At 62.9% G+C, this 26,698-nt stretch carries 29 protein-coding genes; 19 read left to right on the top strand and 10 right to left on the bottom strand.

All coding sequences use genetic code 11. From position 1 onward, the window contains the following. The first annotated feature begins 4 nt into the window (after positions 1-4). The 6 genes from B7Y43_RS13360 to B7Y43_RS13385 all read left to right on the top strand — a co-directional run bounded on the left by B7Y43_RS13360 (position 5) and on the right by B7Y43_RS13385 (position 4,381). On the top strand, positions 5-394 hold the full coding sequence (locus B7Y43_RS13360; protein WP_374132156.1) for a hypothetical protein: 390 nt from the start codon (positions 5-7) through the stop codon (positions 392-394). Between the two features lie 9 nt (positions 395-403). Beyond that, positions 404-1,369, top strand: a complete 966-nt coding sequence (locus tag B7Y43_RS13365; RefSeq protein WP_374132157.1) for a sterol desaturase family protein — start codon at positions 404-406, stop codon at positions 1,367-1,369. After that, complete coding sequence (locus tag B7Y43_RS13370) at positions 1,303-2,889, top strand: GMC family oxidoreductase (RefSeq protein ID WP_374132158.1); 1,587 nt, start codon at positions 1,303-1,305, stop codon at positions 2,887-2,889. Before B7Y43_RS13365 ends, B7Y43_RS13370 begins: the two co-directional genes overlap by 67 nt. 17 nt (positions 2,890-2,906) lie before the next feature. Next, complete coding sequence (locus B7Y43_RS13375) at positions 2,907-3,098, top strand: hypothetical protein (protein ID WP_374132159.1); 192 nt, start codon at positions 2,907-2,909, stop codon at positions 3,096-3,098. Between the two features lie 120 nt (positions 3,099-3,218). After that, positions 3,219-3,908: a YafY family protein gene (locus B7Y43_RS13380; RefSeq protein WP_374132160.1), complete on the top strand. Its 690-nt coding sequence runs from the start codon at positions 3,219-3,221 to the stop codon at positions 3,906-3,908. Between the two features lie 101 nt (positions 3,909-4,009). After that, positions 4,010-4,381 carry a VOC family protein gene (locus B7Y43_RS13385; RefSeq protein ID WP_374132161.1) on the top strand — a complete coding sequence of 124 codons (372 nt, stop codon included), beginning with the start codon at positions 4,010-4,012 and terminating at the stop codon, positions 4,379-4,381. A 152-nt stretch (positions 4,382-4,533) separates the two neighbouring features. Here the strand turns inward: B7Y43_RS13385 and B7Y43_RS13390 are convergent, their stop codons facing one another. The 4 genes from B7Y43_RS13390 to B7Y43_RS13405 form a co-directional block, all read right to left on the bottom strand. Continuing rightward, positions 4,534-5,985: an ammonium transporter gene (locus B7Y43_RS13390; protein ID WP_374132191.1), complete on the bottom strand. Its 1,452-nt coding sequence runs from the start codon at positions 5,983-5,985 to the stop codon at positions 4,534-4,536. A 23-nt stretch (positions 5,986-6,008) separates the two neighbouring features. Further along, entirely contained in the window at positions 6,009-6,347 is a 339-nt protein-coding gene (locus tag B7Y43_RS13395) for a P-II family nitrogen regulator (protein WP_374132192.1), read from the bottom strand. A gap of 159 nt (positions 6,348-6,506) precedes the next feature. Further along, the gene (locus B7Y43_RS13400) at positions 6,507-6,713 is read right to left on the bottom strand and encodes a putative signal transducing protein (RefSeq protein ID WP_374132162.1); all 207 of its coding nucleotides are present in this window, start codon (positions 6,711-6,713) and stop codon (positions 6,507-6,509) included. 3 nt (positions 6,714-6,716) lie between these two features. Next, entirely contained in the window at positions 6,717-7,277 is a 561-nt protein-coding gene (locus tag B7Y43_RS13405; RefSeq protein ID WP_374132163.1) for a pyridoxamine 5'-phosphate oxidase family protein, read from the bottom strand. 45 nt (positions 7,278-7,322) lie between these two features. Here B7Y43_RS13405 and B7Y43_RS13410 point away from each other — a divergent pair, with 45 nt between their 5' ends. Both B7Y43_RS13410 and B7Y43_RS13415 read left to right on the top strand, forming a co-directional pair. Next, positions 7,323-7,574, top strand: coding sequence for a type II toxin-antitoxin system CcdA family antitoxin (locus B7Y43_RS13410; RefSeq protein ID WP_374132164.1), 252 nt, complete (start codon positions 7,323-7,325; stop codon positions 7,572-7,574). Then, positions 7,574-7,870: a CcdB family protein gene (locus B7Y43_RS13415; RefSeq protein WP_374132165.1), complete on the top strand. Its 297-nt coding sequence runs from the start codon at positions 7,574-7,576 to the stop codon at positions 7,868-7,870. The genes B7Y43_RS13410 and B7Y43_RS13415 overlap by 1 nt, the downstream gene beginning before the upstream one ends. Before the next feature lie 10 nt (positions 7,871-7,880). Here B7Y43_RS13415 and tldD read toward each other — a convergent pair whose 3' ends face one another. Both tldD and B7Y43_RS13425 read right to left on the bottom strand, forming a co-directional pair. Beyond that, positions 7,881-9,311 (bottom strand): metalloprotease TldD, encoded by a 1,431-nt coding sequence (gene tldD / locus B7Y43_RS13420; RefSeq protein WP_374132166.1) that lies wholly within the window; start codon positions 9,309-9,311, stop codon positions 7,881-7,883. A gap of 19 nt (positions 9,312-9,330) precedes the next feature. After that, complete coding sequence (locus B7Y43_RS13425) at positions 9,331-9,561, bottom strand: zinc-finger domain-containing protein (protein ID WP_374132193.1); 231 nt, start codon at positions 9,559-9,561, stop codon at positions 9,331-9,333. Positions 9,562-9,656: 95 nt separating this feature from the next. Here B7Y43_RS13425 and B7Y43_RS13430 point away from each other — a divergent pair, with 95 nt between their 5' ends. The 9 genes from B7Y43_RS13430 to B7Y43_RS13470 all read left to right on the top strand — a co-directional run bounded on the left by B7Y43_RS13430 (position 9,657) and on the right by B7Y43_RS13470 (position 20,002). Beyond that, positions 9,657-10,193, top strand: a complete 537-nt coding sequence (locus tag B7Y43_RS13430) for a hypothetical protein (RefSeq protein ID WP_374132167.1) — start codon at positions 9,657-9,659, stop codon at positions 10,191-10,193. Between the two features lie 32 nt (positions 10,194-10,225). Continuing rightward, complete coding sequence (locus B7Y43_RS13435) at positions 10,226-10,606, top strand: glyoxalase (RefSeq protein ID WP_374132168.1); 381 nt, start codon at positions 10,226-10,228, stop codon at positions 10,604-10,606. 76 nt (positions 10,607-10,682) lie between these two features. Next, complete coding sequence (locus B7Y43_RS13440) at positions 10,683-11,663, top strand: ABC transporter ATP-binding protein (protein ID WP_374132169.1); 981 nt, start codon at positions 10,683-10,685, stop codon at positions 11,661-11,663. After that, entirely contained in the window at positions 11,664-12,053 is a 390-nt protein-coding gene (locus tag B7Y43_RS13445) for an endonuclease domain-containing protein (RefSeq protein WP_374132170.1), read from the top strand. Then, positions 12,050-13,630, top strand: a complete 1,581-nt coding sequence (gene nadB / locus B7Y43_RS13450) for an L-aspartate oxidase (RefSeq protein WP_374132171.1) — start codon at positions 12,050-12,052, stop codon at positions 13,628-13,630. Before B7Y43_RS13445 ends, nadB begins: the two co-directional genes overlap by 4 nt. 204 nt (positions 13,631-13,834) lie before the next feature. Next, a complete protein-coding gene (bla, locus tag B7Y43_RS13455; RefSeq protein ID WP_374132194.1) occupies positions 13,835-14,884 on the top strand; it encodes a class A beta-lactamase in 1,050 nt (349 codons plus the stop codon). A 60-nt stretch (positions 14,885-14,944) separates the two neighbouring features. Then, the gene (locus tag B7Y43_RS13460) at positions 14,945-15,661 is read left to right on the top strand and encodes a 2OG-Fe(II) oxygenase (RefSeq protein ID WP_374132172.1); all 717 of its coding nucleotides are present in this window, start codon (positions 14,945-14,947) and stop codon (positions 15,659-15,661) included. Between the two features lie 73 nt (positions 15,662-15,734). Further along, entirely contained in the window at positions 15,735-18,488 is a 2,754-nt protein-coding gene (gene polA, locus B7Y43_RS13465; protein ID WP_374132195.1) for a DNA polymerase I, read from the top strand. Beyond that, complete coding sequence (locus B7Y43_RS13470; RefSeq protein ID WP_374132173.1) at positions 18,485-20,002, top strand: lipopolysaccharide biosynthesis protein; 1,518 nt, start codon at positions 18,485-18,487, stop codon at positions 20,000-20,002. The genes polA and B7Y43_RS13470 overlap by 4 nt, the downstream gene beginning before the upstream one ends. A gap of 19 nt (positions 20,003-20,021) precedes the next feature. On the opposite strand, the gene purH is transcribed toward B7Y43_RS13470, so the two are convergent. The 4 genes from purH to B7Y43_RS13490 all read right to left on the bottom strand — a co-directional run bounded on the left by purH (position 20,022) and on the right by B7Y43_RS13490 (position 25,442). Further along, positions 20,022-21,611 (bottom strand): bifunctional phosphoribosylaminoimidazolecarboxamide formyltransferase/inosine monophosphate cyclohydrolase, encoded by a 1,590-nt coding sequence (gene purH / locus B7Y43_RS13475; protein WP_374132174.1) that lies wholly within the window; start codon positions 21,609-21,611, stop codon positions 20,022-20,024. A 33-nt stretch (positions 21,612-21,644) separates the two neighbouring features. Further along, positions 21,645-23,381 (bottom strand): heparinase II/III family protein, encoded by a 1,737-nt coding sequence (locus tag B7Y43_RS13480; protein ID WP_374132175.1) that lies wholly within the window; start codon positions 23,379-23,381, stop codon positions 21,645-21,647. Next, positions 23,378-24,040, bottom strand: a complete 663-nt coding sequence (gene rpe / locus B7Y43_RS13485) for a ribulose-phosphate 3-epimerase (protein ID WP_374132176.1) — start codon at positions 24,038-24,040, stop codon at positions 23,378-23,380. The genes B7Y43_RS13480 and rpe overlap by 4 nt, the downstream gene beginning before the upstream one ends. 88 nt (positions 24,041-24,128) lie before the next feature. After that, positions 24,129-25,442 (bottom strand): RsmB/NOP family class I SAM-dependent RNA methyltransferase, encoded by a 1,314-nt coding sequence (locus tag B7Y43_RS13490; protein WP_374132177.1) that lies wholly within the window; start codon positions 25,440-25,442, stop codon positions 24,129-24,131. A 50-nt stretch (positions 25,443-25,492) separates the two neighbouring features. Between B7Y43_RS13490 and B7Y43_RS13495 the strand changes: the two genes are divergently transcribed. Beyond that, on the top strand, positions 25,493-25,660 hold the full coding sequence (locus B7Y43_RS13495; protein ID WP_374132178.1) for a DUF1674 domain-containing protein: 168 nt from the start codon (positions 25,493-25,495) through the stop codon (positions 25,658-25,660). Positions 25,661-25,671: 11 nt separating this feature from the next. Then, positions 25,672-26,688, top strand: a complete 1,017-nt coding sequence (locus B7Y43_RS13500; RefSeq protein WP_374132179.1) for a hypothetical protein — start codon at positions 25,672-25,674, stop codon at positions 26,686-26,688. Positions 26,689-26,698: the final 10 nt, after the last annotated feature.

Consider the following 26,698-nt stretch of genomic DNA (forward strand, 5'->3'; position numbering starts at 1 on the left):
CGCGATGAGCCTGACCCAGCTGATCATTTCCGTTGTCGGTGTGCTCGGCCTCGCGCTGCTTGCGCGGCTGTTGCGGCTGGGGGAGGGAAAGATCGCCAGCGCTGACGAAGCCTGCCGGATTGCCGAGGAAATGCTTGCCGGGTTCGAAGCGCGGCGCGCGATTGTCAGCAAGGACGGCGATGCCGCCTTAGTCGCGGGCAACGGCACCGTCGCTGTATTGAAGCGCCACGGGGCGAAGGTCGCCGCCCGTCGGCTGGTGCCACCGCTGCTGATTCGCGACGCGCCAGAGGGCGTGACGATCGACACGGGTGAACGCCTGTTCGGCGCCGTGACGCTGATCAACGTTTTCCCCGACGACGCGCGGGCACTGGCAGCGCCACTGACACTGGTGTAAGCAAGCGACATGAATTTGCCCGACCCCGTCTCCTATGCGGTTCCCGCCTTCATCATTCTGGTGTTGGCCGAGATGCTGGTGGCCTGGGCGCGCGACAAGAGCCGTTATGAGCCCAAGGACACGCTGACCTCGCTGTCGCTGGGTCTGGGCAGCACGATTGCCGGAGTGATCGTGGGCGGTGCCGCCTATGCGATTGCGCTTTGGGTGTGGCAGTTCCGCCTCTTTGATATTGGTTTTGAATGGTATTGGTTTCCGATCGTCTTCGTGATCGACGACCTGGCCTATTACGCCTTTCATCGCTCCGCCCACCGCGTCCGCTGGTTCTGGGCGAGCCATGTCATCCACCATTCGAGCCAGCATTATAATCTGTCGACTGCACTCCGCCAGACATGGACTGGCTTTTTCTCGCTCGGTTTCCTGTTTCGCTTGCCGCTGTTTTTGATCGGCTTTCCACCGGCGATGGTGTTCTTCCTGGCGGGGATCAACCTGATCTATCAGTTCTGGATCCATACCGAAGTGATCGACCGGATGCCGCGCTGGTTTGAAGCGGTGATGAACACGCCATCGCACCACCGCGCGCACCACGCCATCAACCCGCGCTATCTCGACAGCAATTATGCCGGGGTGTTCATCATCTGGGACAAGATGTTCGGCAGTTTCGTGGCGGAACGCGATGACGACCGGCCCCATTATGGCATCGTCAAACAGCTTGGCAGCTTCAACCTGTTATGGGCGGCGTTCCATGAATGGATAGGCATCGCCAAAGATGTGTGGGCAGCGCCGGGTCTACGTGCCAAGATTGGGTATATCGTTATGCCGCCGGGCTGGAGCCATGACGGTAGCAGAGACACATCGGAATCGATCAAGCAGCATTGGCTAAACAGCCAGGCAGGCCGAGGGGAAGAGACTTGGAAGAAGCCGATATCGTCGTCGTCGGGGGTGGATCAGGCGGGAGCGCCGTCGCCAGTCGGCTAAGCGAGGGCGGCACCTACAAGGTCGTGCTGCTCGAAGCGGGCGGCAAGAATACCGGGCTCCGCACGCGCATTCCGGGCTTCATCCCCTTCCAGACCGACAAGACCAACTGGCAGTTCGAAACCGTGCCGCAGGTGGGACTGAATGGCCGTCGCGGATACCAGCCGCGTGGCAAGGGGCTGGGGGGCTCCTCCGCGATCAACGCGATGATCTATATTCGCGGTAACGCCTGGGATTACGACAATTGGGCTGCAATGGGCTGCCCCGGCTGGTCGCATGCCGAGGTGCTGCCCTATTTCAAACGTGCCGAGAATAATGTGCGCGGTGCCGATGAATTCCACGGCGGCAATGGCCCGCTGCATGTCAGCAACCAGACCTCACCCAACCCCGGTTCGTTTGACTTTATCGAAGCGGGCGCATCGCTCCAAATCCCGCGCAACGACGATTTTAACGGCGCGCGGCAGGACGGCATTGGCATGTACCAGGTCACGCAGAAAGGCGGCGAACGCTGGAGCGCGGCGCGCGCCTATCTGGAGCCCGCGCGGGATCGCGCCAATCTGTCGATCATGACCGGCGTGACCGCCGAGCGCGTCCTGTTCGACGAAGGTCGCGCCTGGGGTGTTGCCTATACGCAGGACGGCGAATCGCGCGAGATCAGAGCGAAGCATGCTGTGGTGCTCGCCGGCGGGGTGTTCGGCACGCCGCAATTGCTGATGCTGTCCGGCATCGGCCCCGCCGCGCATTTGCGCGACCATGGCATTGCGGTGCGGATCAACCGGCCCGAGGTTGGCGAGAATCTGCAGGACCACCTCGATTATGTCGCGTCATATGAGACCAAGAACACACAGTTCCTGGGGCAGACGCTAACGGGCACGTTCAATTCGGCGCGCGCGTTGATCCAGTGGTTCCGCAAGCGCGAGGGGGCGATGACGTCTCCCTATGCCGAAAGCGGCGCGTTCCTGACGATGAACCCCGATGCGCCTTGCCCCGATGTGCAGCTGCATTTCGTGATCGCAGCGCTTGAAGATCACGGCCGGTCGAAAGTGACCGCGCACGGCTTTTCTGGCCATGTCTGTGTGCTGCGGCCCGAGAGCAAGGGCACGGTGCGGCTCGCCTCGATCGATCCACGCGCCGCGCCGTTGATCGACCCCGCCTTCCTCACCGATCCGCGCGACATCGACCTGATGAAAAAGGGCGTCAAGGCGATGTACCGCATCCTCGAAACCCCGCCGATGACCAAGTACGACGCACGCGACCGCAATCCCATCGATCTGAACGATGACGATGCGCTCGAGCGACTGATCCGGGCGCGCGCCGACACCATTTATCACCCGGTCGGCACCGCCCGGATGGGATCGGACGAGGGCGCGGTCTGCGATCCCAAACTGCGCGTGCGCGGGGTGACGGGGCTCTACATCGCCGATGCCTCGATCATGCCCAAGCTGATATCGGGCAACACCAATGCGCCGTCGATCATGATTGGCGAACGCTGCGCCGATTTGATACTGGCGGACCTCGCCTGATCGCCTAAAGCACGGGCGTGGATAGAAAAGACTGGAACCGCATCGGCCTCGCCGCCGCAGTGTTGCTTGTGCCCGGCGGGTTTCTGCTCGGGGCAACAATGCTGGCGCGGCGTGCGAGCAAGGCGGCCCCTGAAGGGCCAGTGACGCCCAAGGACGAGCCGGAAACCACCCCAGTTTCTGAACCGTCGCCGCCTGGCAGCCTCGATTAAGGGCGCAACTGGTTAGGCCCACTGGCTGGGCTTGTCCTGAAAATGCTGCAGGTTTGGGGTTGCTCTACTGCCAGTTAATGGCAGCATATGATGCTATTTCCTTCCGGGGAGGGCCGCATCATGTCTCGCTCGCAACGCCTGCTCGATCTGGTCCAGGTCCTGCGTCGCCATCGCCGGGCGGTAGCGGGCGCTGTGCTTGCCGAAGAACTCGGCGTGTCTTTGCGGACGCTCTATCGCGATATCGACACCTTGCGCGCGCAGGGTGCCCCTATCGATGGGGAGGCGGGCGTCGGCTATGTCCTGCGCCCAGGATTCATGTTGCCGCCGCTGATGTTTTCCGAAGAGGAGATTGAGGCGCTGGTGCTCGGCTCGCGCTGGGTATCGGAACGCGCCGACGGGTCGCTGGGCACGGCGGCGCGCAATGTACTGGCCAAGATCGGCGCGGTCCTGCCCGATGACCTGAAGGACGGGATTGAAGCGTCGGGCCTGTTAATCGGCCCCGGTCAGCGCATCGCCGCTGGCGACGCTGAATTGGCGACGATCCGCGCGGCAATCCGGTCCGAACGCAAACTGGCCATTGCCTATGCTGACGAGCAGGGCAGCATCACCCAGCGGACCATCTGGCCCTTTGCGCTCGCCTTTTATGATCGGGTGCGCGTTGTCGTTGCCTGGTGCGAATTGCGCGAAGATCATCGGCATTTCAGAACCGATCGAATCACGGCGCTTGATGTCGCGCCCCACCGAATGCCGCGCCGCCGCGCCGCGTTGCTCAAGGAATGGCGCGCGCTGCGGGGAATCCCGGAGCAATGACGCAAAGTGAACGACTACTGACATAAACTGGCAGTATGGCAGTTTAGATGTCTCTCGGTCGGCACCCAACCCCGGATGCCGCCGATCCGAGGAGACCTCGCATGTCAGATTTTAGTTTTCTGCTGCTGCACGTCACAGACCATGCCGCCAGCGCCCAGCTCTACGCCGCGTTGCTCGATATTCCAATCGTCGATCAAAAGCCCGATATTGCCCTGCTGCCGCTCAAGGATGGCGTGATGCTCGGCCTATGGTCGGCAGAAACCGTCGAGCCGACAAGCAGCGGCCAAACCGGGGCCAGTGAGGTGGCTTTCACTGTTGCTGATGCAGCCGCAGTTGAGGCGACCCATGCCGACTGGAAGCAGCGCGGTTTGACGATCGCGCAGGCGCCGACCCGGATGAGCTTTGGCACCACCTTTGTCGCGCTCGACCCCGATGGCCATCGGCTCCGCATCTTCGCGCCGGATGCCGCATAGGCCGATCCCGCCGAGCCCTCAGCATCCTCTCGGCATCCCGACCTCAAAAAAAGGGCCGGAGCGTTGCCGCTCCGGCCTTAGGATGTTCGCAGGAGGAACCTAGGTGGGGGTGCGCCACTGTCTTTAGCGACGGGCGGCGCACCCCGATCGTGTCAGTAGTTATAGGCGCGTTCGCCATGCTCGCTGATGTCGAGGCCATCGCTTTCGACTTCGGCGGAGGGACGAAGGCCAATCGTGTATTTCAGCAGCAGGAACAGGATCAGCGAAACGCCGCCCGACCACGCCAAGGTGATGCCCACGGCCTGTAGCTGGACCCAGAGCTGCGCGACAATGTCGTACTTTTCCGGGTAGAAGCCCGCCGGCGTCACCGTGTAATCGAAATAGCCCTGGCCACCGAGCGACGGCGCGGCGCAGATGGCGGTCCCGAGCGCACCGACGATCCCGCCGACGCAGTGGACCCCGAACACGTCGAGCGAGTCATCATATTTCAGCGCCTTTTTCACCGTCGTCACAAAGAAGAAGCAGACGATGGAAGCCACGAAACCCAGCACGATTGATGTCATCGGCGCTGCATAGCCCGAGGCAGGAGTAATCGCGACAAGGCCGGCCACGGCGCCAGTCGCGGCACCCAGCAGTGAAGGCTTTTTGTGGACGATCTGTTCAATCACCGCCCAGGCAATCGCCGCCGCCGCCGTGGCAACATAGGTGTTGATGAACGCCACCGTCGTCACGCCATTGGCTTCCAGGTTGGAGCCAGCGTTGAAGCCGAACCAGCCGACCCAGAGCAGGCTGGCCCCGATCATCGTCATAGTCAGCGAATGCGGTGGCATGGGTTCTTTGTTGAAACCAAGCCGGGGACCGATCACCAGACAGCCGACCAACCCGGCGATGCCTGCATTGATGTGCACCACCGTGCCGCCCGCGAAATCGAGCGCGCCTTTGCCCCACAGATAGCCTGTGTCGGTCGGGTTAGCGGGCAGGAAATCCGGGCCAGCCCAGTACCACACCATATGCGCGATCGGGAAATAGACGAGCGTCAGCCACGCGACCACGAAAATGATCAGCGGCGTAAACTTCACGCGCTCAGCAAACGCCCCGACGATCAAGGCCGGCGTGATGCAGGCAAAGGTCATCTGGAAGATCACAAAGGCATATTCAGGCAGATAAACGCCGTTTGAGAAGGTCGCCGCGAGCGTGCTCGCATCGACGCCCATCAGCATCACCTTGGAAAAGCCGCCGACAAAGGGCGCCGTATCGCCGCTGCCTGCGGTGAATGCCATCGAATAGCCCCAGCAGACCCAGACAAGGCTGGCGACCGACACGATCATCAGCACCTGCATCAGCACGCTCAGCATATTCTTGGTGCGCACCAAGCCGCCATAAAACAGCGCGAGGCCCGGCACCGACATCATCAGCACCAGCACCGACGAAATGAGCATCCAGGTCGTGTCGCCCTTGTTGACCATGGCAGCGGTGGGCACGAACGGCGCGGCCGGTGCTGCTGCTGCCGCGTCCTGGGCCCAGGCGGGAAGGGCAGCAAACAGCGTCGCGCTGGCCATCCCCAATCCTGCCAATTTGCCGGCCGTCTTCATTGAAAGCGTCATCATTGCCCCCTTCACTGACCGGCTCACAGGGCGGTCGTATCGGTTTCGCCGGTGCGGATCCGCACGGCCTGGCCCACATCGAGCACGAAAATCTTGCCGTCGCCGATGGATCCGGTGTTGGCTGCAGCCTGGATCGTTTCAATCACGCGCGGTGCCAGGTCCGTTGCGCAAACAACTTCGATCTTGATCTTGGGCACCATATTGGTGGTGTATTCCGCGCCACGATAAATCTCGGTCTGGCCCTTTTGCCGACCAAAGCCCTTCACCTCTGACACGGTCATCCCGGCGACCCCGATATCGGTCAACGCCTCGCGGACCTCATCGAGTTTGAATGGTTTGATAATGGCGATGACCAGTTTCAATCGCTTGCCCCCCAATAATTGTGCACGTGCGAGAAACATCTCAGCAAGGGGCATGCCAGAGTCACAAAATGTTGAAATATTGCGGTTTCGCGACACTAGCCAAGCAAGCCAGAGTCAAATTTTTGTGCAGTTGCGAAGGCCTGCCCAAAAAATAGGCAGTTATCGTGCCGCTTTTTCGACAATCGCCCGCGCGGCGGCGAGATCATCGGCATCGACCATCACGCGCACCGGGATCAAAAATGCGCTGCCATCGGCGATGCTGGCATGGCCATCAAAAGCGACCGCGAAAATATCCTCTGAATCAAGCAACCCGATCACGATATGCGCTTCGTTGCGATCGAATCGCCCGAGTTCGATGAGCGCCACGGCTCAGGCCATGGGGTCGAGCATGACGGTCTGCACCCGCACCGGCAGCCCGTCGATGCTCTTGTTGCGCTCGGCAATGCGGGCAAGGCGTTCAGCGGGGTCCTGCTGCGCATGGAAGCGAACCAGCGTGTCGCGTTCCTTCTCCAGCGTCATCTTCGGCACAGCCCAGCCGCAACTGGTCTGCAAGCTATCGACGGTGATGTCGAAGATCTGGCGGGTGCCCGGCAATTTGGGGAAATGCGCGGCGAGGCCGTCAAAGCCCGGATCGCCGATCACATGATAGCTGCCCGTCCCATAAAGCCGCAGAATCAGCGCCGGATTATCAAACGCGCAGAACATGATGGTGATACGGCCGTCTGCGGTCAGGTGCGCCTGGGTCTCATTGCCCGATCCACCAAGATCGAGATAGGCGACGCGGTTGGGCCCGAGCACGCGAAACACGTCCATCCCCTTGGGGCTAACATTAACGCGGGCCCCTTCCGCAGCGGTGGCGACGAAAAAGATCGGCTGTTTGGCAATGAAAGCGCGATGCTTGTCGTCGATCGCGGTAAAGAATTCGGCCATGGGCAATATCCTTGCGTTGACACGCATGTAACTTGCGCATAATTTATGCGCATGAAAATAGAGTCGATCCGTTCCAGCAAACGGAAAGCCGTCAATCTATCTCTCGATACCGGTGTCGTCGAGGCTGCGCGCGCAGTGGGTCTGAATTTGAGCCAAGTGTGCGAAGCGGCACTGCGCGAAGCAAGCAAGCAGGAAGAGCAAAGGCGCTTTCGCGAAGAAAATCGAGCAGCTTTCGATTACTGGAACAAATGGGTCGAACAGCACGGCCTGCCGCTGGAGAAATATCGGCAGTTCTGATGGCGCAATTCGACGTCTTTCGACTGTCCGACAGCAGTCTGGTGCTTGACTGCCAGTCTGACCTGATCAACGCTTACGAAACGCGTTTTGTCGTGCCGCTGATCGTCGCCGAGGCTGACGCAGTAATCATCCCGCGCCTCCACCCGCGCTTCCGCATCGAGGAAACCGATGTCGTTATGGTCACCCAATTCGCCGGAACCATTTCGCGCAGGGAACTGATGACACGGATCGGATCGCTCGAGCACGAGCGGCTTCGTATTATATCGGCGATCGACGTCTTGACGGGAAGTGGTTGACCGCCCGCCGCTAAACCGCCGTCCCGCCCACCGTCAGCCCATCGACCAGCAATGTCGGTTGCCCAACCCCCGCGGGCACGCTCTGTCCGCCCTTGCCGCACATGCCAACGCCCTCGTCGAGCGCCATGTCGTCACCGATGCCGATCACGCGGGTGAGGACGCTGGGGCCATCGCCAATCAGCGTTGCGCCCTTGATCGGCGCGCCGATCCGGCCATTTTCGACCAGATAAGCCTCGGTACAGCTGAACACGAATTTGCCCGAGACGATATCGACCTGCCCGCCGCCGAACGACTTGGCGAAGATGCCCTTCTTTACCCGCGAGAGCAGCTCTGCCGGATTATCGCGCCCGCCGCGCATGAAGGTGTTGGTCATCCGTGGCATCGGCGCGTGCTGGAAACTTTCGCGGCGGCCATTGCCGGTGGGGGCGACCCCCATCAGCCGCGCGTTGAGCCGGTCCTGAATATAGCCCTTCAAGATACCGTCTTCGATCAGGATATTCTCCTGGGTCGGCGTGCCCTCATCATCGATCGACAGCGAGCCGCGGCGGTCGTGCAGCGAGCCATCGTCGACCACCGTCACGCCGGGTGCCGCGACTCGCTCACCAACCCGGCCCGAAAAGGCCGAGGTGCCCTTGCGGTTGAAATCACCCTCCAGCCCATGGCCAATCGCTTCGTGGAGCAGGATGCCGGGCCAGCCGGGCCCGAGCAGCACGGTCATCTCACCCGCCGGGGCATCGACCGACTCGAGATTGACCAGCGCCTGGGCCAGCGCCTCATCAATCGCGCGATTCCAGGTGTCGGGGCCCATTAGCTGATCATAGAGATAGCGCCCACCGAGCCCGAAGCTGCCGGTCTCTCGACGGCCATTCTGCTCGACGACGATCGACACGTTGAGCCGCACCAGCGGGCGGATATCGGTTGCGATGAAACCATCGGGGCGGACGATCTCAACCACGCTCCAACTGCCCGACAGTGACACTGATACTTGCGCCACGCGCGGATCGCGCGCGCGCGCCGCCGCGTCGATTGTCTGGCACAGGTTCACCTTGTCCGCGAAGGGAACGAGATCGAGCGGATCGGCATCGGTATAAAGATGCCGGTTGGTGGCATTTGGCGGCGGCGCCTTGGCTGATGCCGACGGGTCAATCAGCGCCATTGTGGTGGCGGCGCGACTGATCGCGGCGGCGCTGATTTCATTGGCATGGGCAAAGGCGGTTGTTTCACCCGATACCGCGCGCAGGCCAAAGCCCGACTGGGTATCATAACTCGCGGTTTTCAGCCGCCCGTCGTCGAAACCAAATGCTTCCGATTTGCGATATTGCAGATACAGCTCGCCATCATCGGCGCGGGAAAGCGCGTCAGCGGTCAAGCGCTGCGCTTCGGCGGGGTCGAGTGCGCCAGCTGAATAGAGCAGGGCGCGGGGGTCAGCTATTTGGGTCATGCCCGGCAATATAGGGCGATTAAACGCTCGCGCCAGCGGGATGATCGGGCAAAGTCGATTGGTCTGCCCCGTCCGCCGCGCCGCCGATCAGCACGAAGCGCCGATCGCAATAGCCGCAATCGACATAGCCCTGCTCGTCAATTTCCAGGAACACGCGGGGATGGCCGAGCGCGGCCGGGATACCATCATGCGCGCCGTCACAGGCAACGCGGGACTGGGTGACGCGGGTGATTTCGGGTGGCGGGATCATGGGCTTCGCGATAGCAATGGTGGCGACGCACAGCAAGGCGCGGTCGTCATGGTAAAGGGCTTGAGACAATGCGGCGACCATTATGCGCGATCTTTATGGCCCTGCTGATCCCCACCAGCCTGGCCAGCGCACAAGAAGCCGCGCCCGGCGTGACGACAACCGCCATTCGCGCGGCTCTTGTGGGAAACTGGACGGGCAAGCTCGAATATCGCGACTATCAGGCCGATCGCTGGTTCGGCCTGCCGGTTACCGTATCGGTCGAGATGATGCGCGACGGGTTGACGTTGATCCGCCATGCTGATTTCGATGACGGCCCCAAAACCGGCATTGTCACGATCACCACGATCGCGCTGTTCGACCCCAAAACCAACCGCGAGCAAAGCGCCAGCTTCCGCAAAGGGCGCGAGACCGAGCTGACAACGACGACACTGCGGCTAACCCGCGCGGCGGCGCTCGATCGCTGGACGCTCGAAGAGACACAAGACGGCCAGGATGATGATCGCCCCGCGCGGATTCGCGAAACCACCACCCGTGATGGCGCGACGATGGTCACGCTGAAGGAAGTCGATTTCCTTGATGATAGCGGCGAGGCATGGCTCACCCGCAATCGCACCACGCTGACGCGCCAATAATGCAGCCATTTGTGGTGCTATAGGATCATTCGATGTCCGACACCCCATCCATCGGCGCGTTTGCCATCGTGCCAAGCAACGATCTGCCCAATGCCATCCCCTTTTGGGAGCGACTGGGTTTTGCGCGCGCAGGCGGATCAGACGACTATGTCATCATGGCCGGCTGGGGATGCGAAGTGCATTTGATCCAGGCCGGATCAGGCGCGTGGCGCGTTCCCGCTGAACATAATCCCTTCGGCGTCTTCATCCGCACCCCCGATGTCGACGCCATCGCCGCGCGAGTCGACGATTTGATCATCCGCCCGGGCGGCGTGCTGCGGCACCGCGAATGGGGCCTGTATGAAGTTGGCATAGCCGGACCCGACGGCCTGCTGGTCCGGGTTGGCTGGCCGTCGGCACGCGTTCGGGCGTAGGTTTGCGCATGCCATTTCCCGACATGTCCGTCGAAAATATTTGGCGACCCTGGCTTCGTGGCTTAAGCGGCTTGGCATGACCGACGCAGCCCATGAAGCCGCCATTTCGATCGACCGCCTGTCGAAAACCTATAGGGGCGGCAAGCGCGCGCTTGATGACGTCTCGTTCGATGTGCCCAGAGGCCAGATCTTCGGGCTGCTCGGTCCCAATGGCGCGGGCAAATCAACGCTGATCAATATCCTGGCGGGGCTGGTCAACAAGACCAGCGGCACCGCCTCGATCTGGGGCTTTGATATCGACAAGCACCCGCGCAATGCCAAGGTGTCGATCGGCATCGTCAATCAGGAAATCCTGTTCGATCCATTCTTTACGCCGGTTGAGACGCTGGAAATCCAGGCCGGCCTTTACGGCGTGCCCAAGGCGAAGCGGCGGTCGATGGAATTGCTGCGCGCGGTCCACCTGGAAGACAAGGCCAACGCCTATGCGCGCACCTTGTCGGGCGGCATGAAGCGGCGACTGATGGTCGCCAAGGCGATGGTCCACACCCCGCCGGTGCTGGTCCTCGACGAACCGACTGCGGGCGTCGATATCGAACTGCGCAAGCAATTATGGGATTATGTCCGCGAATTGAATGCGGGTGGCGTGACGGTGGTGCTGACGACGCATTATCTGGAGGAAGCGGAGCAACTCTGCGACCGGATCGCGATCATCAACCACGGCAAGCTGATCGCCAATGAACCGACCCGCACGCTGGTCGGCATGGCACAGGAAAAGCTGGTCGCGGTCACTGTCGACCGCGACATCGCCACGCCGCCCGACCATGGCAGCTTTGAGAAGATCGAGGTCAAGGGCGACCGGGTGCTGGAAATCACCTATCGCAAGGACAGCGTGAATGCCGGGCAAGTGCTCGCGGCGGTGCAGGCGGACGGGTACGGGATCGTCGATGTCTCGACCCGCGAGGCTGATCTGGAGGATGTTTTCCTCAACCTGACGCGGGCGAGCAATCCGCCTTCTCCCCTCCCGCTTGCGGGAGGGGTCGGGGGTGGGCCTGTGTGAATGCCGACCTGGCGGCCGAGAGATACCGCGCGCGCGCGGAAACTACGAAATGCTGCGACGCCTGCCGAGCGAAAGCTCTGGCTATATCTTGGCGCAAGTCGGCTCGACGGGCACAAATTTTCTCGGCAAATGCCGGATGGACCGTTTTACCCGGATTTCCTTTGCAGATCAAAACGACTCATCGTGGAAATCGATGGATACTCGCACGACACCGATCCGACGCGCGATGCGAAGCGGGACGATTACCTCAACTCACTTGGATATGTCGTGATGCGATTCACCAACGATGATGTCATGAAAAATGTAGACGGCGTGGTCTCAGCGATTGGGATCGCGCTTGCGGAAAGGCCCACCCCCAGCCCCTCCCGCAAGCGGGAGGGGGGTTTTTGACCCATATCACCGACATCCTCATCATCGGCTCCGGCGCCGCTGGCCTTACCGCCGCGCTCAACCTCGCTGATCAGTTCAAGGTGACGGTGCTCGCCAAGGGCGGGCTGAACGAAGGGTCCACCGCCTGGGCGCAAGGCGGGATCGCCGCCGTGCTTGAACCCGGCGATACTTTTGACAGCCATATCGAGGACACGATGATCGCCGGCGCGGGGCTGAATGACCGCGCGACCGTGGAATTCGTCGTCGAAAGCGCCCCCGCCGCGATTGCGCGGCTGGCCGAGCTCGGCGTGCCGTTCAACATGGAGGGCAACCTGCCGCATCTGACGCGCGAGGGCGGGCATAGCCATCGGCGGATCGTGCATGTCGATGACGCCACTGGCTGGGCGGTGCAGGAAGCGTTGCAGCGCGCCGCCGATCTGCACCCCAACATCACCCTGGTGCCCGATATGGTCGCCATCGACCTGGCGACCGGGCGGCATGAGGCGCGCTATTCGGGGTCGGGCCATGTCTGGGGCGTCTACGCCGTCAACCGCGCGACCGGCCGGGTCGAGCTGTTCACCGCGCGCGCCACCATCTTGGCGACGGGCGGCGCCGGGCGGACCTATTTGTTTTCCACCGCCCCTCGCGGCGCGACGGGGGACGGCATCGCGATGGCGTGGCGCGCGGGCTGCCGCGTCTCCAATATGGAGATGATGCAGTTCCATCCGACCTGCCTCTACAATCTCGACGTCAAGAATTTCCTGATCACTGAAGCGGTGCGCGGCGAAGGGGGGCATTTGCTGATCCCTGAAACCGGCTATCGCTTCATGCCCGATTTCGATTCCCGGCTTGAACTCGCCCCGCGCGATGTCGTGGCGCGGGCGATCGATCATGAGATCAAGCGGCTGGGGCTGGATTATGTCCATCTCGACATCAGCCACAAGGACCCGGCCTTTATTCGAGAACATTTCCCCAACATCTATGAAAAGCTGTTGGGGCTGGGCATCGACATGACGACCGATCCAATCCCCGTCGTGCCCGCGCAGCATTATACCTGTGGCGGGATCGTCGTCGATCTCGACGGGCGGACCGATCTGCCCGGGCTCTATGCCGCAGGCGAATGCACCGAAAGCGGGCTGCACGGCGCCAATCGGCTGGCGTCCAACTCGCTGCTCGAATGCTTTGTGTTTGGGGAGGCCTGCGCGCGGCATATCGCGGCCCATTGGGACGATCTGCCGCCGCCGCCCGCAATCCGCCCCTGGGACGAAAGCCGGGTCGAGGATTCGGACGAGGAAGTCGTCATCAAACAGAACTGGACCGAAATTCGCCGCTTCATGTGGAATTATGTCGGCATCGTCCGCACCACCAAAAGGCTCGAGCGCGCGCAACACCGTATTCGCCTGCTGACCGATGAGGTGAATGATTATTATGGGCATTTCCGCGTCACGCCCGATCTGATCGAGCTGCGCAACCTGTTGCAAACCGCCGAACTTATCGTGAAATCGGCGCTGCACCGCAAGGAAAGCCGGGGGCTGCATTATACGCTCGATTACCCCGACATGCTGCCCGATGCGCGCGATACGGTGCTGATGCCTTAACCAAATACTGACCATTTTCGGGAAGTTTCGCGGTTCATCGCGCTTTTACGGGTATTCATCGCAAGTGCGATTTATGCGTATACCGTATTAACGGCTACCGCGTCATGGTCTGGCATTCGTTCCGGGGGGAGGGTGAACAGCTTGGTTCAGCAGGGAAAAGATGTGACACTCGAACGGCACAATCCGGCACTTGCCGCCTTTGCGATGATCGCGCTGGCAGGGTGCGCTTCTACCTCCTCACCGCAAATTGCGCGGGTCGCCCCGCCGCCGACCCCCGCGCCCGTCTATCGCGTCAGCATGCCCGTTCCGCCATCTGCCCCGATCCGCGCGGTGGCACCCGCTGGACTTTCCGCCTCGATCAATGCCGTCCGCGCCCAATTTGACGGGACCGTTGGCATCGCCGTGCGCAGCGTCGACAAGGGCTGGTCAGTCGCCACCAATGGCGATCTGAAACTGCCGCAGCAAAGCGTCAGCAAATTATGGGTCGCGATGACGGTGCTTGATGCGCGCGATTCCGGGCGGCTGACGCTAGACGATCCCGTCACCGTCACGCGTGAGGATTTGACGCTGTTTCATCAGCCCATTGCCGCGATGGTGACTGGCGATGGCTATAAGGCAACCGTCGGTGAGCTGCTCCAGCGCGCGCTGACCACCAGCGACAATACCGCCAATGATCGGCTGCTGCGCTATGTCGGCGGGCCGGATGCCGTGCGGGCATTCATCAAGCGCAAGGGGCTGGGGGCGATCAATTTCGGCCCTGGCGAGCGCTTGCTGCAAAGCCAGACGGCGGGCCTGCAATGGAAGCCCGAATTCGCGCTGGGCAGCGCCTTTACCCGCGCCCGTGCCCGGCTGCCGCTGTCGACTCGGGTGCAAGCCTTTGAAAGCTACGTCAGCAACCCGCCCGACGGCGCCGCGCCATCTGCCATTGCCGGGGCACTGGCGATGCTGAAAAAGGGTGAGCTGCTGTCATCGCCGTCGACCAGCTATCTGATCTCGACGATGGAATCATCGAAGACCGGCCGGCAACGGCTGCGCGGTGCCGTGCCCGAAGGCTGGCGTTTTGGTCATAAGACCGGCACTGGCCAGGATCTCGCCGGGCGCACAGCGGGCTATAATGATGTCGGCATCCTGACCGCGCCCGATGGGCAAAGCTATACGCTGGCCGTGATGATCGGCGATACCCCGCGCCCAGTCACCGAACGCCAGGCATTGATGCAATCGGTGGTCGCCAGCGTGGTTGCGTATCACCGCTAAAGACAGTTCGACCGCAAGCTGCGGGATGGCCTTGCCCGGATAAACCGGCAGGGCCACGCCATGGATAATGACAGCATCGACGCGCGCATCGCTGCGCAGGATTGGCCGACCATCACCGCCGCGCTCGACGCGCGCGGCTGGGCGATCCTACCCGCCTTAATTAATCCCGACTCAGCACGCGCCACCGCCGCGCTGTTCGATGACGATGCCCGGTTTCGCAGCCGGATCGTCATGGCCCGGCACGGCTTTGGCAGCGGCGACTATGGCTATTTTGCCCATCCGCTGCCGCCGCTCGTCTCGCGGCTCCGCCGCACGCTCTATCCGCAGCTGACCGCGCTGGCTGATCACTGGCACGAACGGCTGGGCAATCCGGCCCGCTTTCCCGCTGCGCATCAGGACTATCTGGCGCGCTGTCACGACGCCGGACAGCAGCGACCGACACCGTTGCTGCTGCGCTACCGCAGCGGCGACTATAACTGCCTACACCAGGATCTGTACGGCGCACATGTCTTCCCGCTGCAGGTCGCGATCCTGCTGTCGCGCCCGGGGAGTGATTTCAGCGGCGGCGATTTCGTCATCACTGAACAGCGCCCCCGCCAGCAATCACGCGTCGATGTGGTGCCGCTTGGCCAGGGCGATGCGGTGATCTTTGCGGTCAACCACCGGCCCGTCCGGGGCAGCCGGGGCGATTACCGAGTGACGATGCGCCACGGCGTCGCCACGATCCGCAGCGGGGAGCGCCACACGCTCGGCATCATCTTTCACGACGCCCATTGATCCGGTCGGCCGGGCTGGCCGATTGCTTGCCGAAACACTTTGTACAGCGCGGCGGTTCGGCTATCTCTGCGCGATGCCTCATCTCTATCTTGTCGACGGCTCCGGTTATATCTTCCGCGCCTATCACCGCCTACCGCCACTGGCCAACATCCATGGCCAGCCAGTCGGGGCAGTGTACGGCTATACGACGATGCTGTGGAAGCTGGCCGACGAGCTCCACAAGGCCGACGGGCCGACACATATGGCGGTGATCCTCGACAAGGGCAGCCACACCTTTCGCAACGATCTCTATGATCAATATAAGGCGCACCGGCCACCCGCTCCCGAAGATCTGGTGCCGCAATTCCCGATGATCCGCGATGCCACCCGCGCTTTTTCGCTGCCGTGTATCGAGGAAGCGGGGCTGGAAGCCGACGATATCATCGCCAGCTATGCCAAGGCGGCGCTGGCGCAAGGGTGGGCCGTCACGATTGTCTCGTCCGACAAGGACCTGATGCAGCTGATCGCGCCCGGGCTCGACATGTATGATACGATGAACAATCGGCGGCTGGGGCCGGGTGATGTCGTCGAAAAATTCGGGGTTGGGCCGGATCGGCTTGGCGATGTGCTCGCGCTGATGGGCGACAGTGCTGATAATGTGCCGGGCGTGCCGGGCATTGGCCCCAAAACCGCTGCCAAGCTGATCCTGGAACATGGCGATCTGGAAGCCGTGCTTGCCGCCGCGCCGGCGATGAAGCCCGGCAAATTGCGCGACAATTTGATCGATCATGCTGAAATGGCGCGGCTGTCACGCATCCTGGTGACGCTGAAGGATGATGCAGCTCTACCCGATCCGCTCGATGATCTGGTGTTAAAGGGCATCCCGGATGCGCCGCTGCGCGCGTTCCTTGACCATCACGGCTTCAAATCACTGCTCGCGAAACTTTCCGCCGTCAGCGATACGCCCGTCGCCACCCCGCAAGCGGTGCCCGCCGAGCAGGATCCGGCGATCGATCTGGATCTGTATGAAACGGTGGTCGATCTGGCGGCACTGGATCGCTGGATCACCCAGGCACGCCAGCAGGGCTGGATCGCGGTCGATACCGAGACCACGGGCATTGATGCGACCCAGGCCGAGCTGGTCGGGATCAGCCTGGCGCTCGCCCCCAATCGCGCCTGCTATATCCCAGTCGCGCATGGCGGCACGGACATGTTCGCCGAAAAGCCGGAACAGCTCGACAAAGGCGTCGTGATCGCCAAGCTGAAGCCATTGCTTGAAGACCCAAGCGTGCTGAAGATCGGCCATAATCTGAAATATGACATGATCATCCTCGGGCGGCTGGGCATCGATGTCGCGCCGTTTGATGACACGATCCTGATGAGCTTTGATCTTGATGCCGGGTTGCACGGGCACGGCATGGACGAGCTGGCGATGCTTCACCTTGAGCATAAATGCATTGCCTTCAAGGACGTGGTCGGCACCGGCAAGAGTCAGCGTGGTTTTGCCGAAATCGATTTGAAGACCGCGACGCGCTATGCCGCTGAGGATGCCGATGTCACGCTCCGCTTGTGGCGCCGCTGCAAACCCCGGCTGGCGGCCGAAGGCGCGACGCGCGTCTATGAAATGGTCGATCGCCCGCTCGCCCCCGTCATCGCGCAGATGGAGCGCCACGGCATCAAGGTCGATCGCGATCGGCTGGCGCAGCTGTCGAGCGAATTTGCCGCGCAGATGGCGACGCTGGAGACCGAGATTCACGCCTTGGCGGGAATGCCCTTTACGATCGGCAGCCCCAAGCAATTGGGTGACGTGCTGTTCGAACAGATGGGCATCAAGGGCGGCCGCAAGGGCAAATCGGGCGTTTATTCCACTGATGTGACCGAACTCGAAAAGATCGCCGCTGACAAGGCGTCGCCTGGCGCAGTGATCGCCGCGCGCGTGCTCGACTGGCGCCAGCTGTCGAAACTCAAATCCACCTATACCGATGCGCTGCAGGCGCAGATCAACCCAGCGACGGGCCGCGTTCATACCAGCTATTCGCTCACCGGCGCGCAGACTGGGCGGCTGTCCTCCACTGACCCCAATCTGCAGAATATCCCGATCCGCACCGAAATCGGCCGCCAGATCCGCGATGCCTTTGTCGCTGAACCCGGCAATGTACTGCTCGCCGCCGATTATTCGCAGATCGAGCTGCGCCTGGCCGCGCATATGGCCGATGTGCCCGCGCTCAAACAGGCCTTTGCCGATGGCGCCGACATCCATTCGCTGACGGCGCAGGAATTATTCGGCGAGGTTAATCGCGACACGCGCGGGCGCGCCAAGACGATCAACTTCGCGATTCTCTACGGCATCAGCCGCTGGGGGCTAGCCGGGCGGCTTGATGTGACCCCAGACGAAGCGCAGGCGATGATCGATCGCTATTTTGACCGCTTCCCCGGCATCAACAATTATATCGCGACGACGATCGAACAGGTGCGCGAGCGCGGCTACACCACCACCTTGTTCGGGCGGAAATGCCATTTTTCGCGGATCAAATCCCCCGTCCAGCATGAGCGCCAGGGGGCAGAGCGCGCCGCGATCAATGCGCCGATCCAGGGCACCAGCGCCGACATCATCAAACGCGCGATGGTGCGGATGGGACCGGCCCTCGCCGAAGCGGGCCTCCCCCATGTCCGCATGCTGCTGCAAGTCCATGACGAACTGGTGTTCGAACTGCCTGAGGGCGATGTCGCCGCCGCCAAACCGGTGATCGAACGGGTAATGGCGACCGCCGCCGAACCCGCCATTACGCTGTCGGTCCCGCTTGGGGTGGAGATTGGCACCGGCAAAAGCTGGGGCGCCGCGCATTGACGGTCACGCCGCGCACGCCTGCATCCCCGGCTTCCCCGGCATCGGACGATATTGCCGCCATCGCCAAGGGCGGGCGGACCAATGTCATTGGCTTTGCGCTGCGGCTGGCCGCGCGCGTACCGTTCCTGTTCGTTGCCGGGCGGCTTTACGGGGCCGATATGGTCGGGCGGTTCGCGCTTGCCGTGGTGGCGGTGGAACTGGCGGCGCTGATCGCGACCTTGGGCATGAAGCGCGGCCTGGCCCAGGCGCTGTCCGAAAGCGACCGGCCACATGCACATGTCGCCTGGGATGCGCTCGCGGTCGCACTGATCGCGTCGGTGGTTGCCAGTGCGCTGCTATTCGCCTTTCCCGGCATCATGTACCGGGCGGGGGCGCCGATGGGCATTGCGCGGCTGCTGCCGGGGATCGTCGTTGCCATCGCCTGGTCCGATCTGACGCTGGCCGCGCTTGCCTATCGCCATAATGTCAGCGCGACGGTGACGGCACGGGCAGTCATCGAACCCTGGACGATCAGCATCGCCGCCACCGGCCTGTATTTCATTGCGCCGCATGACGGGCTGGAAATTGCCTATATGCTGTCGATGGTCGCGGCACTGATCGCCTCGATCGTCCCCTTTGTCCGCAGTTACGGCATGCCGCACGGCTGGAAGCCAAGGCTGGCGACGATCGCGACGCTGGCGCGCCAGAATATGCCGCTTGCCGGTGCGGACGCGATCGAATGGGCAACGCGCAATGTCGATCGCTTCATCCTGGGCCAGCTGTTCGCCCCCTCGGTGGTCGGTATTTATTATATGGCGCAGCAAATCGCCTCCCTACCCGGACGGCTGAAGAGCAGTTTCGATCCGATATTGGGCCCGGTGATCACCACCAGCCTGGCGCGCGGTGACAAACAGGCCGTGGCGCGACAGATCAGGCAAGTGGGATTTTGGATCATGGCCGCGCAAGGTTGCCTGGCATTGATGGGATCGATCCCCGGCGAAGCCGTGATGGGCACCATCGGGCCGCAATTCGTCGCCGGCACTGCTGCCCTTGCCTTTTTGCTGACCGCAGAAGTTGTCTCCTCAATGGGGGCGGTGTCCGAAAGTGCGCTGGTCTATGTCGCGCGTCACCGCAATCTCATGATCTCCGCCGTGATGCTGACGGTCCAGATCAGCCTGAGCTTTGCGCTGATCTTTGCGATGCGCGCGGTCGGTTGGCCCCCCAATTATCAAGCAGCGGGACCAGCGGTTGCCCTGATGCTGTCCTATGCGATCACCTCAATCATCAAATCACGGCTGCTGTCTTCGCTGCTGGGTGCACCAATATCGGGCTGGCGCTGGCCAATGCTGTGGGCAGCGCTTGTCGCGATCGTGATCGGTACGGCCTTTACCGCCCTGCCGCATCGGTTTGAATGGGTCGAACTGGTCTTCGGCTTGCCCGCGATCGCCGCGAGCTATGCCTTTGTGCTGTGGAAATGGGCCTTTGGGCCAGAGGATCGCGCGCTGTTCAAGCTGAAGCCCCCTGCCGCCGCCTGATCAGTATCCGCAATCCCAATCAGTGGCGGAAATGCCGCATGCCGGTGAAGATCATCGCCAGCCCGGCATCATCCGCTGCTGCAATCACCTCGGCATCGCGGATCGACCCGCCCGGCTGAATCACCGCCGTCGCGCCTGCTTCAACCGCTGCCAGCAAGCCATCGGCAAAGGGGAAGAACGCATCCGACGCCACTGCAGATCCGATTGTGCGGGCTTGCGACCAACCCGCCTTTTCAGCAGCATCGCGCGCTTTCCAGGCCGCGATCCGCGCCGATTCCAGCCGGTTCATCTGGCCTGCCCCAATGCCCGCCGTCGCCCCATCCTTGGCGTAAACGATCGCGTTGGATTTCACATGCTTGGCGACTGTCCAGGCGAAACGGCAATCGGCGAGTTCGCGCACCGTCGGCTGACGTTTGGTCACCACCTTCAGCGCATCGTCGCCAACCGCTCCATTGTCGCGCGACTGGACCAGCCAGCCGCCCGCGATTGATTTGGCAAACAGCCCGCCACGGGCCGGATCGGGCAGCGGCCCGGTCAACAACAGCCGCAAATTCTTCTTGGCGGCAAACAGCGCCATCGCTTCCTCATCGGCATCGGGGGCAATGACGACTTCGGTGAAGATGCCCGTAATCGCCTGCGCGGTTGCTGCATCAAGCGGGCGGTTGAGCGCGATGATCCCGCCAAAGGCCGATACCGTGTCGCAGGCAAACGCCTCGGCATAGGCCGCCTCGATCGTCGCCGCTGTCGCGACTCCGCAGGGGTTGGCGTGCTTGACGATCACGCAGGTCGGCGCGGCATCACGAAATTCGCTGACCAGGTCGAGCGCGGCATCGGCATCATTATAGTTATTGTAGCTAAGTTCCTTGCCCTGCACCTGTCGCGCCTGGCCAATCCCGCGTGCCGCCGGGCCGGTCGCCGCATAAAAAGCCGCAGACTGGTGCGGATTTTCGCCATAGCGGAGAATATCGCCGCGCTTCAGGGTCAGCGGCAGCGTTTCAGGAAATTGCTCGCCCTGGTCCGCAAAGCCAAACCAGCTGGCGATCATGCCATCATAGGCGGCCGTCGCCGCAAAGGCGCGCGCGGCGAGCCGGCGGCGCAGATCGAGCGTGGTCGCGCCGCTCTGCGCATCCATTTCGGCGATCAGCGCGCCATAATCTGCCGGATCAGTGACGATCGCGACAAAGGCGTGGTTCTTCGCTGCCGATCGCACCATGGACGGCCCGCCAATATCGATATTCTCGATAATCTCGGGCCGGTCAGCGCCCTTGGCCACGGTTGCTTCGAACGGATAGAGATTGACGACGACCAGATCGATCGCGCCGATGCCATGCTCGATCATCGCTGCGACATGCGCGGGGTCATCGCGCACCGCGAGCAGCCCGCCATGGACGATCGGGTGAAGCGTTTTCACGCGTCCGTCCATCATTTCAGGGAAACCGGTCAGCGCACTGATGTCGCGCACCGCCAACCCGGCATCGCGGAGCGCCTTAGCCGTGCCCCCGGTTGAGACCAGTTCAACCCCGTGGCGCACCAATGCCTGACCAAGATCGACAATGCCGGTCTTGTCGGAAACTGAAAGCAGCGCGCGCGTGATGGGAACGGGGGTCATCTCAATCTCCAGGATTGCGGCACCCCTGCCCGCTCAGCGCGCGCGCTTCAAGGCCCAGCTGACATTGGCGCCCCCCGCCGGGGCTTCGGCGGTGACGACCAGTTGATGGGTTGGCTGCGGGCGGCCATCGCCGTCAACCCACAGACTGTCTTCAATCGCGAGTGCGCCGCCCCGGCAGCGAAACTGCCAGAGCGATCCCGACGGCATTCGCAGCAAGGCCGCCTGGCCGTCCGCGGTCGGGGAGACTTCGACACCGGCACCAAGATGAAAACGCACGGCAAACGCCGTCATGCTCGCTTTGCGCTTCCGCCCGGCCGGCAACAACATATCCTCACCCCGCAAATCGCGCCCATCAGCGGAGAGAATCAACTGGCGGCGATGCAGAAAACCGAAACGACGGGCATAGCCATCATGGCTGGCCTCGATCCGGCTCGACGTATCGCTTTCCTGGCGGCTCAACTCGACCTCGCCGACACCGCGACCAAGCGTGCCATCGCTATGGATGGCGGTGGAATTGCTGTCACCAACCACCAAGGTGGAATGCGCCGCCGTCGTCCGCAACCCCTCTGCCAGACCAGCAGACACGGGCGCGGTGACACTGCGCGCACCGCCGCAATTGACGATCAGCCGCTGCGCGCCATCGGAAAACTCAAACGCCAGCGTCGATCCGCAGCCCCCCTCAACCAGCCGCGCGACGGGCGGTGGGGCGGCATCGATGATCAGCACGCTTTGTCCCGCCGACAGCCGTTGATAGCCCCAATCGCGCGCCTGGCGCAGCGGCCGGGCCCGCACGCCGGTGGCGGTCACAACCTGATCAACCACACTGCCCGGCACCGGCCCGCCGCCTTGCCAGCTCGATAGCCCGTGATCGCCAAGACAAATGCCAAGCAGCGCTGGCACCATCGCGTTGATCGTCTCCTCCAGCCGGGCGGGCGGCTCCAGTCGGCGGGCGACATAGGCTTCCCTGAGCGCGGTGAGCAGCATGATGATATCGAGCTGCGCGGCCGGCGCACGCGCCACTGATCCGCCATCATTGAACACCGATGCATCGATAGCGCGGTTCAACCCCGCTTCGCCCATTTTGCGCCGAACATCGCCTGCCGGGATCAGCAGCCCGGCGGTAACAACCCCGCACCAGGCGGCAATCCGTGGCGCACCGGGAGGGACCTTATCAGCACAGCGATCAAGATGGCGCGCGCCCCGCGCCAGCGTGTTGAGCACCAGTGACCGGTAAACGAGATCCGCCGATGACAGGATCAGCGGCGCATGCGCCGTCCAGGCCATGATCCGCCGCCCCCAATGGTCCGCGCGCCAGGCCGGCTCGGCCACGGTATCGGCATGCGCCGCCAGCCAGGCCCGCATCAGCTGTTCAGCGATGGGGGCGGCCTGCGCGCGGGTGGCGACGCTCGACAAATCCCGCAACCAGGCGCTGCTGTGCAGATAATCAGCGATGCTTTTCGAAAAATCGGGCTTGGCGAGGGTGAGCGTATCGATCGGCCGCTGCTCGCCGCGCACCGCGACAATGCCCTCCAGCAACGCCGCGCCGCGCTTCAGATCGCCAAGAAAGGGATCATCGGGCACGGCGATGAGCTTGAGCGGATAGCGCCCTTTCAGCCGCAATCCGTGGATCGGGGTCCGCCAGGTCAGCCGGTGCAGCCGTTCGGTCAGTTGCTGCGCGAGCGACAGCCCCTTGTCGCCGCCAAGCCTGACGAGCCGCTTGCCCTCTTCGATCCCGTCGGCACCGGTCTCGCGATCGCCCAGCTCGGTCACGATCCCCTTAAGGCCGCGATATTGGCGGCATAATGGTCAGGCCCACCGCGAAACGCCGCCGTGCCCGCCACCAGCGCGTCGGCCCCGGCCTCGACACAGGCGCGCGCGATCGTCGCATCCACCCCGCCATCGACCTCAAGATCGATCGGCTTGCCCAGCTTGTCGATCATCTTGCGGATCGCCTCGATCTTGCGGAGCTGCGACGTGATAAAGCTCTGCCCGCCAAAACCGGGGTTGACGCTCATCACCAGCACCAGATCAACCTCTTCCAGCACATAATCGAGCATCTTGGCCGGCGTAGCGGGGTTGAGCACGACGCCAGCGCGCTTGCCGAGCGCCTTGATCCGCTGCAGCGTACGGTGAAGATGCGGGCCCGCCTCTGGATGGACGGTGATCGTATCGGCACCGGCATCGGCAAAGGCATCAAGATAGGCGTCGACCGGCGAGATCATCAAATGCACGTCGAATGGCTTGGTCGTATGCGGGCGCAGCGCCTTGATCACCGCAGGGCCGATCGTGATGTTGGGCACGAAATGCCCATCCATCACATCGACATGGATCCAGTCCGCCCCAGCGGCGTCGATCGCGCGAATTTCCTCCCCCAGACGGGCAAAACCGGCGGAGAGGATGGACGGCGCGATACGGACAGGGTTCGACATGACGGGCATGTAGCAGAGTGCGCCGTGCCCGCAAGATTCCTAGCCCCAAGAATTCACCTGGCAAGATTTCTCCCGGCAAGATTTCTCGTCAGGCGGTGCGCATCATCCGCACGATGAAAAAGCCGTCACACCCGCCCAGATCACTGCCCGGATCGGATAATGTCCCCGGCAATGTGCGCAGCCAGCCGCGGGGATGCGCGGTCATGCCCACCGGCAGCTCGTCAGGCAGCACGCGATCAATCGCGAAATCGGCGCGGCTGGCAAAAAAGGCCTCAAGCTGCCCCTCGCCCTCGGCCGGTTCGAGCGAACAAACCGCATAGACCAGCACCCCGCCCGGCCGCACCCAATCAGCGGCACGCGCCAGCAATTGCGTCTGAAGCGCGGCCATCTCGGCGATATGCGAGGGCAGCACGCGGTGGAGCACATCGGGATGGCGGCGGAAAATGCCCGTCGCGCTGCACGGCGCATCGAGCAGCACCGCATCAGCGGGCGCGGGCGGTGCCCATTTCAGCGCATCGGCGGTGACGATATTGGCCTGGAGATGCGTGCGCTCGAGATTATCACGAAGTCGCGCCAGACGACTTTCGTTATTGTCGACCGCCGTCACCTTCCACCCGCCAGCCGCGAGCTGCAGCGTCTTGCCCCCCGGGGCGGCGCAAATGTCCAGAACATGGCCTTCGCCGCGCCCGATCAGCCGGGCGGGCAGCGACGCGGCCAGATCCTGCACCCACCAGCTGCCCTCACCAAAGCCCTCCATATCGGGAATCGCGGCGTGATCGGCCAAGCGCAGATGGCCGGGCATCAGGCTCACCCCGTTCAGCCGCGCGGCAAGATCGTCGGTCTGGGCGGCATCGGCGAGCGTCAGGTCAAGCGCGGGCGGCACCGCCAAAGCGCGTTCGGCGGCCATCACCATCGCATCGCCCCAGGCCGCTTGCCAGCGCAGCGCGACGGGCATCGGCAGCGCGGGATGTTCGGGCAGCGTCGCATTGCCGCGCACCAGCGTGCCGAACACGCCATGGACGAGTTTTCTGGGGCCGCCATCGACCAGCGGCAGCACCGTCGAGATCGCGGCATGCGCGGGCGTCCCCAGCGCTAGCGCCTGAACAAGCGCGATGCGCAGCGCCATCCGCGCCTTGGCATCATCGGGCAGCGCGCGCTGAGTGGCTGAATCGATCAACGCATCGAGATCAGCCATCCGCCGCAATGTTTCGGCGGCAATCACATGGACCAGCGCGCGATCGTCAGCGCGCGATATATCGCGCGATGCGGGCCCCAATGCCTGTTCAAGCGGTGTCCCGCGCCGGATCACCGCATCGAGCACGCGCAGCGCCGCGCGGCGAACGGGAACGCCGGGGGCATCTTCGGGCGGTTTTGCGGTCGATTGAGGGGGACGCACTTGCAACGGCTCCTGTCAGGCCCGATTTCAGGGCAGATCATCTTTGGAGACCCGCCATGGGCCAGCGCCCGCCCCATGTGAAGCCACCCGCCCATCTTTCCAAGAGCCCGCCGCTGCCAGCGCCCGAGCCGGTGGTAATCGACGAGACCGAACAAGACCCGCTGGGCCTCAACCCGGTGCGCTACGGCGATTGGGAGCTGAAAGGGATTGCGGTGGATTTTTGAAGGCCTAACGGATGAGCCAGTCCGAGAGCGACAAGGAGCCATCAATGCTGCCGATCCGGCCTGTCCTTGTCGCCGCTGCGGCGCTATTTTTCTGGTTGCCAAGCGTTTCTGCAGCAGATCGAAAGCCCGCCCCACCGCCGCTCGTCGTTCCGGAAAATGGCCAGGCGGTGCTGACGATCAATGGCCAGCAAGTGCAGGCGTTCCTGTCGCCCGGCATGCCGAACGACGTCTATCTGTCGCGTGCGACCGCCGTTTCGCTGTTCGGCAACGAGGCCGAAGTGTTTGGGAAACCTTTCGGGATCGACATCGGCATCCTGTCGATCAATGTCGGCGGCGGCGGCGCGCGGATCGGGCCAATCAGGATCGCCGGACACTCGGCACCCATCGCGCTTGGTTCGGCTGACATACTGGCACCGGGCCGAGCGCAATGGTTCGAAACCAATGCCTATGGGTTCGCAGACGCCCTGGCCGGTCCTTATGCGCTGCCATCCCCCATCGTTGAGTTTAAGTTGCGGGCCGTTCGGGAGGATGAGGCGAGCGTCACCGTCCCGCTTGGCAGCCGCAATGCCTGGTGGCTTGCGACAACGCCGAAGACAATCGGCAAAAAGCGCGTTCATTTCGCGTTCGCCCCGCAGTTTAAAGATACGGTCGCCAGTGCAGCAGCCGGCGCGGCGATTGTGCGCGACCTTGGCGGCAGCTTCAGCGGGGTGCCTCAACCAGTCGAGATATCTTATGGCGTTCGTCGCTTGGCACGTGAGGTGACATTGGCTCGTCCACTCGTCATCGGCAATATTTCGATCGACAAGATCCTGGTCCGAACGCGCGGCTATGGCAGTGCCGAGTCGATTGCCGACCCCAGTGAAATCGCCCCCGAGGCAGCGGCCAAGGAAATCCTCGTCAAAGGCAAACGCCGCACGATGCCACCGTCCTACGTGGTCTATGTTGGCGCCGATGCCCTAAAGGGCTGCTCGTCGATTCGTTATGACAAGAGCGCCGCGCTGATCACGCTCTCTTGCCGGCCCGAATAATTACGGCCGC

The organism is Sphingomonas sp. 28-62-20 (assembly GCF_002281505.1).